At 72.2% G+C, this 12967-nt stretch carries 14 protein-coding genes; 7 read left to right on the forward strand and 7 right to left on the reverse strand.

Features of this window, described 5'->3' with window-relative positions; genetic code table 11:
• Positions 1-63 precede the first annotated feature (63 nt).
• Positions 64-531: a type II toxin-antitoxin system PemK/MazF family toxin gene (locus ACF08W_RS02145; protein ID WP_352280263.1), complete on the reverse strand. Its 468-nt coding sequence runs from the start codon at positions 529-531 to the stop codon at positions 64-66.
• Positions 532-651: 120 nt separating this feature from the next.
• Here ACF08W_RS02145 and ACF08W_RS02150 point away from each other — a divergent pair, with 120 nt between their 5' ends.
• Positions 652-1674, forward strand: coding sequence for a LacI family DNA-binding transcriptional regulator (locus ACF08W_RS02150; protein WP_352280264.1), 1023 nt, complete (start codon positions 652-654; stop codon positions 1672-1674).
• A gap of 66 nt (positions 1675-1740) precedes the next feature.
• Entirely contained in the window at positions 1741-2088 is a 348-nt protein-coding gene (locus ACF08W_RS02155; protein WP_352280265.1) for a hypothetical protein, read from the forward strand.
• A 33-nt stretch (positions 2089-2121) separates the two neighbouring features.
• Here the strand turns inward: ACF08W_RS02155 and trxA are convergent, their stop codons facing one another.
• Entirely contained in the window at positions 2122-2499 is a 378-nt protein-coding gene (gene trxA / locus ACF08W_RS02160) for a thioredoxin (protein ID WP_352280266.1), read from the reverse strand.
• Between the two features lie 116 nt (positions 2500-2615).
• Here trxA and ACF08W_RS02165 point away from each other — a divergent pair, with 116 nt between their 5' ends.
• A complete protein-coding gene (locus ACF08W_RS02165) occupies positions 2616-4055 on the forward strand; it encodes a dihydrolipoyl dehydrogenase family protein (RefSeq protein ID WP_392278077.1) in 1440 nt (479 codons plus the stop codon).
• A gap of 118 nt (positions 4056-4173) precedes the next feature.
• Here the strand turns inward: ACF08W_RS02165 and ACF08W_RS02170 are convergent, their stop codons facing one another.
• Together ACF08W_RS02170 and ACF08W_RS02175 are read right to left on the reverse strand one after the other, a co-directional pair.
• Positions 4174-5061 (reverse strand): family 16 glycosylhydrolase, encoded by an 888-nt coding sequence (locus tag ACF08W_RS02170; protein WP_392278078.1) that lies wholly within the window; start codon positions 5059-5061, stop codon positions 4174-4176.
• Positions 5062-5250: 189 nt separating this feature from the next.
• Positions 5251-5868 carry a histidine phosphatase family protein gene (locus tag ACF08W_RS02175; RefSeq protein WP_392278079.1) on the reverse strand — a complete coding sequence of 206 codons (618 nt, stop codon included), beginning with the start codon at positions 5866-5868 and terminating at the stop codon, positions 5251-5253.
• A gap of 271 nt (positions 5869-6139) precedes the next feature.
• On the opposite strand from ACF08W_RS02175, the gene ACF08W_RS02180 reads away from it, so the two are divergent.
• Entirely contained in the window at positions 6140-6355 is a 216-nt protein-coding gene (locus ACF08W_RS02180; RefSeq protein ID WP_352280270.1) for a CbtB-domain containing protein, read from the forward strand.
• Positions 6356-6382: 27 nt separating this feature from the next.
• On the forward strand, positions 6383-7144 hold the full coding sequence (locus ACF08W_RS02185; RefSeq protein WP_392278080.1) for a CbtA family protein: 762 nt from the start codon (positions 6383-6385) through the stop codon (positions 7142-7144).
• 281 nt (positions 7145-7425) lie between these two features.
• On the opposite strand, the gene ACF08W_RS02190 is transcribed toward ACF08W_RS02185, so the two are convergent.
• Positions 7426-7770, reverse strand: a complete 345-nt coding sequence (locus ACF08W_RS02190; RefSeq protein WP_352280272.1) for a tetratricopeptide repeat protein — start codon at positions 7768-7770, stop codon at positions 7426-7428.
• Positions 7771-7946: 176 nt separating this feature from the next.
• On the opposite strand from ACF08W_RS02190, the gene ACF08W_RS02195 reads away from it, so the two are divergent.
• Positions 7947-8912 (forward strand): pirin family protein, encoded by a 966-nt coding sequence (locus ACF08W_RS02195; RefSeq protein ID WP_392278081.1) that lies wholly within the window; start codon positions 7947-7949, stop codon positions 8910-8912.
• 209 nt (positions 8913-9121) lie between these two features.
• Positions 9122-10876, forward strand: a complete 1755-nt coding sequence (locus ACF08W_RS02200) for a carbamoyltransferase N-terminal domain-containing protein (protein WP_392278082.1) — start codon at positions 9122-9124, stop codon at positions 10874-10876.
• A 67-nt stretch (positions 10877-10943) separates the two neighbouring features.
• Here the strand turns inward: ACF08W_RS02200 and ACF08W_RS02205 are convergent, their stop codons facing one another.
• Together ACF08W_RS02205 and ACF08W_RS02210 are read right to left on the reverse strand one after the other, a co-directional pair.
• A complete protein-coding gene (locus ACF08W_RS02205; protein ID WP_392278083.1) occupies positions 10944-11936 on the reverse strand; it encodes a TauD/TfdA dioxygenase family protein in 993 nt (330 codons plus the stop codon).
• The gene (locus ACF08W_RS02210; RefSeq protein ID WP_392278084.1) at positions 11933-12916 is read right to left on the reverse strand and encodes an NAD-dependent epimerase/dehydratase family protein; all 984 of its coding nucleotides are present in this window, start codon (positions 12914-12916) and stop codon (positions 11933-11935) included. The genes ACF08W_RS02205 and ACF08W_RS02210 overlap by 4 nt, the downstream gene beginning before the upstream one ends.
• Positions 12917-12967: the final 51 nt, after the last annotated feature.

Raw genomic sequence — 12967 nt, forward strand, 5'->3', positions numbered from 1 at the left:
TGGCGACGGGCCGGAACCGGGGTCGCGGTGCCCGTCCCCGGTCCGCCGGACACGCCCCGGCGCCTACGCCCAGCCGTAGCGCTCCCGCAGCCGCCCCACGACCTGGTCGAACCGCGCCCGGTCCAGGGCGCACGCCTCCCGCCGCATCCCGTCCTCGTGCACCCGCAGCACCCGGTCCAGGTCCACCCAGGACGGGCGGCCCGAGCCGTCCCAGGGGCCGGAGCCGAGCGCCACCCACTCGCGGTCCCGGTCGTGCTGCTTGCTGGAGAGCCGCACCGCGAGCAGTGTGCCCGCCGCCTCCCGGGCCACCACCAGGACCGGGCGGTCCTTGCCCCGCCCGTCGTTCTCCTCGTAGGGGACGAACGTCCAGACGATCTCCCCGGGATCCGGGTCGCCGTCCCGGTCCGGTGCGTAGGAGGTGCGGACCGGCCCCACCCCGAACGGGTCGACCTCCGTCGTGGCGGCCGGGCCGGAGCGGCCCGGGAGGTCGGCCGAGGGATCGAAGCTGTCGTCACGGTGTTCGATGATCATCCCCACACCGTAGGGCCCGCCCCGCGGAGCCGGGGCGCGGGGGCGGACGGGACATCCGCCGGACCGGTACGTGCCCCGGGGCGCATTCGGGCGGCGCGCTCTGGAAGACTGCCGCAAGCCATGAGCCAGTTACCGAACCAGCCCACCGAACGCCCCGTCCCCACCAGCGCCGACGTCGCACGGCTCGCCGGGGTCTCCAGGGCCACCGTCTCGTACGTACTGAACAACAGCGCCTCCGTGCGGATCAGCGAGACCACCCGCCGTCGGGTCCGGGAAGCCGCCGCCGAACTCGGCTACGTGCCCCATGCCGCGGCCCGCAGTCTGCGCGCCGGACACACCCGCATGGTCCTGCTGCCCACCGTGGATCCCCCGGCCGGACCGCTCCACCACCGCTTCTTCCGCGAACTGGAGGCGGGGCTGCGCCGACTCGACTACACCGTCGTCCAGTACGGCAGCACCGGCCTCGACCCGCAGGACGCGCCGCGCGCCTGGGCCGAACTCCGCCCGGTCGCCGTGATCGCCCCCGGCGCCGTCGACCTCACCCCGCCCGGGATAGCGATGCTCCGGCGGTCCGGGGCCAGGGCCGTCATCACCCTCGGCCCGCGCCCGGTGCCCGGCGCCCACGCCCTGGTCATGGACCAGCAGGCGGTCGGCGACTGCGCGGTGGGGCACCTGCTGGCGGGCGGCCGGCGCCGGATCGGCGTGGTCATGCCCGAGGAGAGCGGACCGGACCGCCTCGCCGGCCCCCGGCTGACCGGCGCCCGGCGGGCCGCCCGGCGCCACACCGCCCGGGTGGAACCGCTGCCCCTGCGGTACGACGAGGAGTCGGCCGCCCGGCTCGCCGCCCGGTGGCGCTCCCTGGACCTCGACGCCGTCTTCGCCTTCGACGACGCGTACGCGATGCTCCTGATGCGGGCCCTCCAGGACGCGGGCATCGACGTACCCGGCGAGACCGCGGTGATCGGCGCCGACGACCTGATGCTGGGCAGGCTCCTGCGGCCCCGGCTCACCACCGTACGGATGGAACTGGCCACCCCGCAGCCGCTCGCCGAGCTGGTGGACCGGCTGGTCAAGGAGCCCGGGGCCGACCCCGAGCGCCACGACCTGCTCCGGGTCGCGGTGGTACGGCGCGAGTCCGCCTGAGACACCGGACGGTCCGGCACGCACGGATCCGTTCCGGACCGGGGGAGAGCCCTTAACGTGAGGGCCATGAGCCATCCGCAGAGCTACGAGATCCTCCTCGTCCCCGGATTCGTGGAGGAGACCCCCGGGACCGGGGAGAGCGACGGCACCACCGCAACGGCCGAGCCCGCCGGGGCCGACGACCCCGCCGAACCGGACGGCGGCGCCGGTGGTGCCGTCCGCTCGGCGGTCGTCTCGGCGACCGGCGAGACGGGCGCGTCCGGATACCCCCGGTACGCCGGGGACGGCGTCGTGGCCGACATCGACCCCGCGACCCGCACGGTCGAGGCCCTGCTGGTCGACGGGGCCGAACTGACCTACGGCCTCACCGTCAGGGTCAGGGCGCGGGACGCCGGGACCGCCGCCGGGCGCTGAGGCGCCCCGGCCCGGCCCCGGCGAGAACCGGGCCTACTGCCCCGGCGCCTGGTTCTTCTGCTCCTCGATGGACTTGCGGACCTCGTCCATGTCCAGCTTCCGGGCCTGCCCGATGACGTCCTCCAGCGCGGCCTCCGGCAACGCCCCGGGCTGCGCGAACACCGCCACGTTCTCCCGGACGATCATCAGCGTGGGAATGGAGCGGATCTCGAAAGCCGCCGCCAGCTCCTGCTGCTCCTCCGTGTTGACCTTCGCGAAGACCACGTCGTCGTGGCGCTCGGAGGCGGCCTCGTAGACCGGCGAGAACTGGCGGCACGGACCGCACCAGGAAGCCCAGAAGTCGATCAGGACGAAGTCGTTCCCGCTGACGACCTCGTCGAAGTTTTCCTTGGTGAGCTCGATGGTGCTCATGTCCTCGATACCTCTTTCTCTGCCCGCTCGGAATCTGTCCGGACAACGGTGCCCGACCCCGTGCTATTCCGCCTGCCCATGTGGCCGCCGTCCACACCCGCCACCAGACTGTCCCCATGACAGATCCTTCCCTGAACACGGAATACGACGTCGTGGTCGTCGGAGCCGGCCCGGTGGGCGAGAACGTCGCCGACCGGGTCCGGGCCGCCGGGCTGACCGCCGCGGTCGTCGAGTCGGAACTGATCGGCGGCGAATGCTCCTACTGGGCCTGCATGCCCAGCAAGGCCCTGCTGCGCCCGGTGGTCGCCCGCGCCGACGCCCGCCGCGTCCCGGGGCTCGCCGCCGCCGTCCAAGGGCCGCTGGACACCGGGGCGGTCCTCGCCCACCGCGACTCCTACGCCTCGTACTGGAAGGACGACGGCCAGGCCGCCTGGCTGGAGGGGATCGGCGCCGACATCCACCGGGGCACGGGCCGGCTGACCGGCGAGAAGGAGGTCTCCGTCACCGCCCCCGACGGCACGGAGCACCGGCTCACCGCCCGCCATGCCGTCGCCCTGTGCACCGGAAGCCGCGCCGTCGTCCCCGAACTGCCCGGCGTCGGCACGGCCCGCCCCTGGACCAGCCGGGAGGCGACCAGCGCGAAGGAGGTGCCCGGCCGTCTGGTGATCGTCGGCGGCGGTGTGGTCGGCGTGGAGATGGCCACCGTCTGGCAGGCCCTCGGCGCCCGGGTGACACTGCTGGTCCGCGGCACCGGGCTGCTGCCGAAGATGGAGCCCTTCGCGGGTGAGCTGGTCGCCCGGGCCCTCACCGAGGCCGGCGCGGACATCCGCACCGGGACCTCGGCCACCGCCGTGCACCGCCCCGCCCCGGACGGGCCCGTCACCGTCGAGCTGGACGACGGCGAACGGATCGAGGCCGACGAGATCCTCTTCGCCACCGGCCGGGCCCCGCGCACCGACGACCTCGGGCTGGAGACGGTGGGCCTGGAGCCGGGCTCCTGGCTCACCGTCGACGACAGCTGCCGGGTCGAGGGCAGCGACTGGCTCTACGCGGTGGGCGACGTCAACCACCGGGCGCTCCTCACCCACCAGGGCAAGTACCAGGCACGCATCGCGGGAGCGGCCATCACCGCCCGCGCCACCGGCGCCCCGCCCCTGGAGACCGGCCCCTGGGGCGCCCACGCCGCCACCGCCGACCACGCCGCCGTACCCCAGGTCGTCTTCACCGACCCGGAGGCCGCCTCGGTCGGCCTCACCCTCGCCGAGGCGGAACGGGCGGGCCACCGGGTCCGCGCCGTCGACCACGACCTCGCCGCCGTCGCCGGCTCCGGTCTCTACGCGGACGGCTACCGGGGCCGCGCCCGCATGGTCGTCGACCTCGACCGGGAGATCCTGCTCGGCGTCACCTTCGTCGGCCCCGGCATCGGCGAACTGCTGCACTCGGCGACCGTCGCCGTCGCGGGCGAGGTGCCCGTCCACCGGCTGTGGCACGCCGTCCCCGCGTACCCCACGATCAGCGAGGTCTGGCTGCGTCTGCTGGAGGCGTACCGGGGCTGAGCGCCGGCGGCCCGGCAGCGCGGGCGGCCGGGACCGGGGAGCGCCCTTCATCACCAGCACCCGGCCGCCGATCCGGCCGACACCGGCTCCGCCGCCTCCCCGTGCCGGCTGTGACGCGTCAGGCGGGCGGCCGGACGCCGCTGGTGGTGACGTGCACGTAGTCGACGACGAGCTGTTGCGGGAAGGTGGTGTTGCCGTCGGGTTCGCCGGGCCAGTCGCCGCCGACCGCGAGGTTCAGGATCAGGAAGAAGGGCTTGCCGAACACCCAGTTGTTCCCGTTCAGATCGGCCGGGGTGCGGCGCTGGTAGACGTTCCCGTCCACCGACCAGCTCACCGAGTCCGGTGCCCAGTCGACGGCGAAGGTGTGGAAGTCGTCCGCGAACGCCTGGCCGCCGGGGAGGCTGTACGGGGCGCCGATGCCGTTCGCGCCCGAGTACCCCGGACCGTGCAGGGTGCCGTGGACGGTGGAGGGCTCGAAGCCCACGTTCTCCATCACGTCGATCTCGCCCGAGTTCGGCCAGCCGACCTGGCCGATGTCGTCGCCGAGCATCCAGAAGGCCGGCCACATGCCCTGGCCGCGCGGGATCTTCATCCGGGTCTCGAAGTGCCCGTACGTCTGGCTGAACCTGCCCGAGGTGTTCAGCCGGGCCGACGTGTACTCGCATGTGCCGTACCAGCACTGGTAGTTGCCCGGGTTCTCGCGGCGGGCGGTGATGACCAGGTGGCCCTGGCCGTCGAGCGCGGCGTTGCTGTTCCCGGCCGTGTAGTACTGCCGCTCGTGGTTGTTGACGTTGTCGCCGGTCTCGGTCTGCCACTTGGCGCCGTCCACGGCGGAGCCCGCGGGACCGTCGAAGTCGTCGACGAAGCCCGCCGCCGCGGCGGCCGCGCGCGGCCCGGGGGGCTGGGTTCCGGCTGCCGGTCCCGACAGGGCCGGTACGAGGGCGAGGGCGGAGAGCGCGCAGAGCGCGGACGTCAGCAGACGCCGCGGACGGTACGGAGGAGTCATGGGGGTCCTTCCCGTGCGAAAGGGAGCGGCCGGAGCTCGGTCATACGTATGACGGGCCGCATGTGTGGGGGAGCAGGGAGAGGTCGTGGTGCTGTACGTGATTTAAGAAGTGAAGCAATACCGTGTCAAGAAGCGGGTACGGACCGTAGTTCTTGCACACGGACGAGGGACGACACGGGCCGGACGGGATTAGTCGGCCGGTGCCGGGGAAAGGGGCTGCCCGCACCGCAGGTTCCACCGGCCGGACCGTCCGGAGAGCGCGGTCAGGGTGAGCGGGGCGACGTCGAGCCGCCAGAAGGACTCCGGCGGCAGGGCCAGTGCCGCGACGACCGCCGCCCGCACCACCGAGGGCTCGACGACGGCCAGCACCCGGCCCTCCCCGGCGCGCCCGTCGGAGCCGGAGCCGGAGCCGGAGCTGGAGCCGAGCGAATCCAGCCAGCGCCCGGTCCGGGAGCACAGTTCCAGCAGGGATTCGCCGCCGTGCGGAGCCGCCGAGGGATCGGCCAGCCAGGCCGACACCGCCGCCGGCTCGGCCGCGCCCACGTCGTCCAGCCGCAGCCCGGTCCACCGGCCCAGGTCCCAGCCGCGTACGGCCGGTTCGGGCACCGCGCGCAGCCCCAGAGCCTCGGCGGTCCCGGCACACCGTACGGACGGTCCGTGCAGCCGCCGTCCGGCGTCCGGCACACCCGGAGCGGCGGCCCGGGCCCGGCGGGCCCCGGCGGCGTCCAGGGGAGCGTCCCCGTCGAAACGGGCCTCGCGCAGCGCGGCGTTCAGCGCCGGCGAGATCAACATCACGCGTACCGTCATGATCTCCGGTCAACTCCTAGGGGTGTTCGGGCTCCGCGCCCGCCGAGGGGTCCACCCTCGCACCGGCGCGTCCGAGCCGTTGCCGGGGCCATGGCGGCGCGTCCTCCCGAGCGGTATGGTCACGGCGGACACGACGTGGGTGCATCTGGAAGTCCGGTGGGAATCCGGCACGGTCGCGCCACTGTGAACCCGTACGTGTGCGGGAAGTCAGACCCAGTACCCACGTCTCAGGCACCACGATCGGGACGCGTGTTCCCCAGGAGGTTCTGCCATGGCACAGACTGCTGCCCCCGCCACCGCCGCACCGGCGATCACCCCCATCTCGCTGAAGGCCATCGCCCCCTGGGCGGTCTTCTTCGGCATCCTCATGCTCGTCCTGCTCTACTTCGTCGGCGCCGAGCAGGGGGCCACCGCGGTCATCTCCGGCGAAGGCGTCCACGAGTGGGTCCACGACGGCCGCCACCTTCTCGGTTTCCCCTGCCACTGACCCACCGCGCGATCCAGGGGAACCCCCATGAACTCCATATCCGTCAGAGCCCTGCTCGTCCGCGGCATGCTGGCCGGCCTCGCCGCGGGCGTGCTCGCCCTGCTAGTCGCCTACTTCCTCGGTGAGTCGCGCGTCGACGCGGCCATCGCCCTGGAAGAGGCGCACAGCCACTCCCACGACGGCGGCGAGGAACTCGTCAGCCGCACCGTGCAGTCCACCGCCGGGCTCGCCACCGGCGTGCTCGTCTTCGGCGTGGCGATCGGCGGTATCGCCGCGCTCGTCTTCTGCTACGTCCTCGGCCGGATCGGCCGGTTCGGGCCACGTGCCACGGCCGCTCTGATCGCGGGCGCGGCGCTGCTGGCCGTGTACGTCGTCCCGTTCCTGAAGTACCCGGCCAACCCGCCGGCCGTCGGCAACCCCGACACCATCGGGAAGCGCACCGCGCTCTTCTTCCTGATGGTCGCGCTCAGCGTGCTGCTGGCCGTCGCCGCGGTGATCCTCGGCAAGCGGCTCGCCCCGCGCCTGGGCAACTGGAACGCCACGGTCGTGGCGTCCCTCGCCTACGTCGTGGTCATCGGGGTCTCGTACGTCTTCCTGCCCTCGTACAACGAGGTCGGCAAGGACTTCCCGGCCGCCCTGCTGTGGGAGTTCCGGCTGAGCACCCTCGCCGTGCAGGCCACGCTCTGGGCGGCCTTCGGCCTGGTCTTCGGCCACCTCACCGAACGGCTGCTGGTGCCGGGAGCGGCCGTCGCCCCCGGGCCGGACCGCACCGTGGCCACCGCGGGCTGACCGGAACCGGCTCCCCGGCGCGGCCGGGGAGCCGGTACGGGCGCGGACCGCTACGGCAGCGCGTACGGCAGCGTCGTGATCCCCATGTCGTGGCCGCCCGGGGCGCCAAAGCGAGCTGGGCGTCCGCCGAAGAGGCGGTTGGTCCGGCCCGGCCCGGCCCGGTTGCCCGCCCCGGGCGAGCCCCGCACCGGAGCGGCCGCCGAAGCGCCGGTTCTCCCCGCAGGGCCTCGCCCCTTCCTCCGGTTCGTCCCCGTCCTCTCCGCCCGCTCCCTCTTCCTCGTTCAGTCGTCGAAGTCCCCGGCGAGCGCCGCCGCCATCCGCAGGTGGCCCGCCGCCTCCGCGCCCCGGCCCTGGCGCTCCAGGGTGCGCCCGAGCATCAGCCGCGCGTAGTGCTCCACCGGGTCGCGGTCCAGCACCGCCCGCAGCTCGGTCTCGGCCTTGCCGAGCCGCGCCGAGTGGTAGTACGACCGGGCCAGCAGCAGCCGCGGCGCCACCAGCTCCGGAGCCTCCTCGACCAGCCCCTCCAGGATCCGCGCCGCCGTCAGGTACTCCTTCGCCTCGAAGAACATCCCGGCCCGGTCCCAGCGGTCGGCGGCCGTGCCGAACTCGAAGTAGGTATCGCTCACTTGGTCTCCTCCGTCGTGGACCGCCACCGGGAATGTCCCCGGCCCGGTCCTGCCGCCGACCCGGCTGCCGCCCGGTCCTTCCGCACGCTCCAACCGCATGCAGTGGTTGAATATTCCACCAAATCTTCGGCGTGGGTACCGGCACCCCGGTGCCGCGCGGGAATAGGTTGAGCGCCATGAGCAATCTCGATCGCCAGGCCGTTCCCGCCGTCTGCGGCGGGCGCGGCTTCGTCGTCGCCGAGCCCGTACGCGAACTCCTCGCCCCGCGCCATGTGCGGCTGGGCGAGTCCACCGAGGTCCGCAGGCTGCTGCCCAACCTCGGCCGCCGGATGGTCGGTGCCTGGGCCTTCGTCGACCACTACGGCCCCGACGACATCGCGGACGAACCGGGGATGCAGGTGCCGCCCCACCCGCACATGGGGCTCCAGACGGTCAGCTGGCTGCACGAGGGCGAGGTCCTGCACCGGGACAGCCTCGGCAGCCTCCGTACGATCCGCCCGCGCGAACTCGGGCTGATGACCTCCGGCCGGGCCATCAGCCACTCCGAGGAGAGCCCCCGCGCCCACGCGAGGCTCCTGCACGGCGCCCAGCTCTGGGTGGCGCTTCCCGACGCCCACCGGCGGGTCGAGCCCCACTTCCAGCACCACACCGACCTGCCGACCGTCTCGGCCCCCGGCCTCACCGCCACCCTGATCCTCGGCGAACTCGACGGCACCGCCTCACCCGGCACCACGTACACCCCGCTCATCGGCGCCGACCTCGCCCTGGCCGCCGGAGCGGAGGCCCGGCTGCCGCTCGAACCGGACTTCGAGTACGCCGTGCTCTCCATGTCCGGCCGGGCCGAGGTCGACGGGGTGCCCGTCCTGCCCGGCTCGATGCTCTACCTCGGCTGCGGCCGCACCGAACTCCCGCTGCGCGCGGACAGCGACGCGGGCCTCATGCTCCTGGGCGGCGAGCCGTTCGAGGAGGAACTGATCATGTGGTGGAACTTCATCGGACGGTCCCAGGAGGAGATCGCACAGGCCCGCGCGGACTGGGCGACGGGAGACCGGTTCGGCACCGTCCACGGGTACGACGGCCCGCCGCTCCCTGCCCCCGAGCTGCCCGCGACTCCGTTGAAGCCGCGGGGACGAGTGCGCTGACCTGAATTTTTCCTCTCGGGGTGCAGCGGACGGCGGAGGGGCGGCGAGGGCGGTGTCCGGAACGCGTCGGGGGCAGCCATGCGGACGGTATGGAGAAGGCTGCGGGGGGTAGCCATGGAGGCGGGCCACCGGCGTGACATGTCGAGGCAGGAGGGGCCAGGAGGCGCGGCGTCCGGATGGTGTGCTGAGTACGCGTGTGGACGACGGCGGTGAGCCCGTACGCACCGGCCGCCGAGGCGGCGCATGACGAGTTCCACCTCGTTGGGAAGGGCATCTCCTTGTTGATCTGCGGCATCAAGGTTTCGCACGACGGTGGCATCGCGGTGATCGACGGAAACCGCCTGGTGTTCAGCGTCGAGTTGGAGAAGATCGACAACAATCCACGCTACAGCCCGCTGGGGGACCTCCGCCGGGTGCCGGACATCCTCAGGTCCGAAGGCGTGGAGCCCGAGGACATCGACCGCTTCGTCGTGGACGGATGGAGGACGTCGGCCGCGAATCCCTGGGCCGTGTCCACGCTCAAGGGCGGAGAGCCGATCTTCCTGCCCGTAGCGCCCTACGTGGACGGCTCGCTGTCGGACGACCCCCTGCACCGCTACCCGTTCACCGCGCACGAGTTCAGCAAGAGGTCTCCCGGATACGTCAGCTACCACCACGTCACGAACCATGTGCTCGGCGCCTACTGCTCCAGTCCCTTCGCCGCGCCGGGCCACGAGGCCCTCGCGCTCGTGTGGGACGGCGGCACCACGGCCAGGCTGTACGAGGTCGCGCCGGAGCGGGCGGCCATCAGACCGGTCGCCGAACTGCTGCCGTTCCGCGGGCGGCTGTTCGCCCTCTTCGCCGCCAACCTCGGGCCGTTCCGCACCAGCTCCGAGAAGGCCGACCCCGACGCCACCTACCGCTACCGCTCCGTCCCGGGCAAGGCGATGGCCTACGCGGCGCTGGGCAGGATCGAGCAGGACGCGCTCCCGGTCCTGGACACTCTGCTCGGCGGAATGTCCGAGGCGGACAGGGAGAGCGGCGTCGCCCTGGGCCGAGAGTTGACGGCCAGGCGTGAGCGGCTCTTTCCGGGAATGTCCGACGCCGATCTGATCGCGACCTTCCAGGAGTATCTCGGTCGCGCGCTCGTAGCCGCCCTCACATCCGTGGTGCGGGACAGGTACGAGGGCCGACATCCGCACCTGGTGATGGCCGGCGGCTGCGCACTCAACATCAAATGGAACTCGGCGATCCGGGCCAGCGGGCTTTTCGAGGACATCTGGGTCCCGCCGTTCCCCAATGATTCCGGCGCCGCCATCGGCACTGCCTGTTGCGAGATGGTGAGCAGCACGGAGCACCGATCCCTCGCCTGGGAGGTCCACAGCGGTCCGCGAGTCTCCCAGGAGGGGACGCTGCCGCAGGGGTGGAGCGTACGGGCCTGCGACGAACGCCGCCTGGCCGAACTGCTGCACACCGACGGGTCTCCCGTCGTCGTCCTCTCGGGCCGGGCGGAGCTCGGGCCGAGGGCGCTGGGGAACCGCAGCATCATCGCCCCCGCCACCGAAGCCGGCACCAGGGCTCTGCTCAACGCGATGAAGGAGCGGGAGGCGTACCGTCCCGTCGCGCCGGTCTGTCTCGCGCACCGGGCGGGCGAGGTGTTCGACCCGGGCTGCGAGGACCCGTTCATGCTCTTCGAGCACCGCGTGCGGCCGGCCTGGGTGAAGCGCGTACCGGCGATCATCCACCTCGACGGCACCGCGCGGCTGCAGACGGTCAGACCCACGTCGAGCAGTGCCATCGCGCGCATCCTCACGGCTTATGAGGAACTGACCGGCATCCCCGTTCTGTGCAACACCAGCGCCAACTACAACGGACGAGGCTTCTTCCCCGACATCGTGTCGGCAGCCGAATGGGGCCGAACCCGGTACATCTGGTCGGACGGCCGGCTGTTCACCTCTCCGGAGCGCGCGGTCCCGCCGGTGTAGGGACGGCTCAGTCCCAGCTGAATGGGAGGCGCGCGACTCCACGTTCGCCTCGTCCGATGTCAGCCGCTCAGCTTCCGCCGCGAGAGCTTCCCCGGTGAACGAAGGGTTCGAGCGCCGCGCCGCGCAGGGACTCGGACCGGAAGCCGTCCGGCCCCGTCGGTCGGTCGCCCAGGACCACGACCCGGTACATCCTGCGACGGTAGTCCGTGTAGTGGAGGTCTGCGGGCTGGAGGTGGGCCACCGCGCGGTTGTCCCAGACCGCGATGTCGCCGGGCTCCCATCGGTGCCGCACCGTGTACTCGGGGCGGCTGATGTGGGAGAAGAGTATTTCGAGAAGGCCCCGGCCTTCCCAGGGGAGTAGTTCGGTGAGGTGGGAAACCGACGCGGGCGGAAGGAAGAGCGCTTTCTCTCCGGTCTCCGGATGGACGCGCACCACCGGGTGGAGCGACAGCAGATTGTCCGCGATTCTCTTGCGGATGATCGCCACGTCCTCTTCGTCGGAGAAGAGCAACTGCACCCCGGCATGGAGTGCGTGCTCGGCCCGTAATCCGTCGGCCAGCCGCTGCAACGGTTTCGACAGACCTTCGTAGGCGGCGACGAGATTGGTCCACTGGGTGTCGCCGCCATGCTCCGCGGAAACTTCGCATCTGAGGACCGAAATGGCCGGAGGGTTCACGGCGGCTCCGATATCCACATGCCATCCGGAGTCGTGCCGGTCCGACTTGCGGTACAGGCGCTCCTCGAATCTGAGGCCGCGTCGATCGCCGTTCATGTTCGGATCGACGACGAGTATCTCGGGGAACCCTTCTGGGTGCGGGCCGTGTTTCGGTCCCGGAAGGCGGGTGATCTCTCCGAAACCGCGTGCGAGAGCCACCTGGCCGGCGTGGTTCAGACGCTGGCCCCGAAAGAAGATCACTTTGTGGCGAAGCAGAGCGGCACGTATCTCCGCCATGATGTCGGCCGCGTGCTCGCCCGGGTCCATCAGGTCCACGCCCTCGACGTCCGCCCCGATCCGTCCCGCGACGGGGCGGACGACGATCCTGGAGAACTCCTGGGTCACGAGGCGACCTCCTCGGTCGTGTCCGGTGAGACGGGTGTGTGCCGCCTCATCCACGCCAGGTGCCGGACCACTCCGGTGGCCACGTCCACATGAGGTTTCCAGCCCAGGATCTCGCCCGCCTTGCGCGGATCAGCGAGCGTCGCGCCGACGTCCCCCGGCTGGTCGTGCGTCGAACAGGTCGGCACGGAGGCCCCGGCTGCCCGTCCCACGATCTCCAGGAGTTCGGTGACGGAGACACTGCGGCCTCCGCCCACATTGATCACCTCGGCCCGTGCCTCGGCCGTCGCGGCGGCCAAGGTCGCGCAGACCACGTCGTCGACGTAGGTGAAGTCACGGCGGGCGCTGCCGTCCCCGAAGACGCGTAGCGGGGCCCCGTACAACGCCGCGCGAAGTGCCCTGTCGATCAGCATGTCGGCGCGCTGGCGCGGTCCGTAGACGGTGAAGTACCGCAGAGCGACCACGCTGGTGGTGGCGGCCGGGCGTTGCGCGAAAGCGAGGCACAGCTGTTCGGCGGCGAGCTTGGTCACTCCGTAGGGCGAGATCGGCCGGGTCGGAGCGTCCTCGCGGCAGCGCTCACCCGCGTTGATCTGTCCGTAGACGCTGGAGGAGGACGCCAGGACCAGCCTGGGGACGTGCTGCTTCTCGCATTCTGCCATCAGCCGGTGGGTGGCCAGCACGTTGCAGGTCAGGTACTCCGGGAACGCCTCGCCCCAGGAGGGGCGCACTCCGGGCTGTCCCGCCAGGTGGAACACCACATCCGCTCCCGCGACAGCCGTGGCGAGATCGTCGTGCCGCAGGTCGGTCTGGACGTACTCGAAGGCCGGGTGGCCCAGGCTGGACCGGAGGTTGGCAGCGGCACAGCCCCGGTCGAGCGGAAGCCGGTCGAGCCCGACGACGCGGGCGCCCCGGCGGAGCAGGGCGTCGGCGAGATGCGAACCGATGAAGCCCGCGACGCCCGTGACCAGGGCCCGGCCCGGCACGGCGTCGCACGGTAGGACGGATTCCAACGGATCCTCCCAGGACGGGGGGGA

It is taken from the genome of Streptomyces sp. NPDC015144 (assembly GCF_043079735.1).
Taxonomy (GTDB): domain Bacteria; phylum Actinomycetota; class Actinomycetes; order Streptomycetales; family Streptomycetaceae; genus Streptomyces.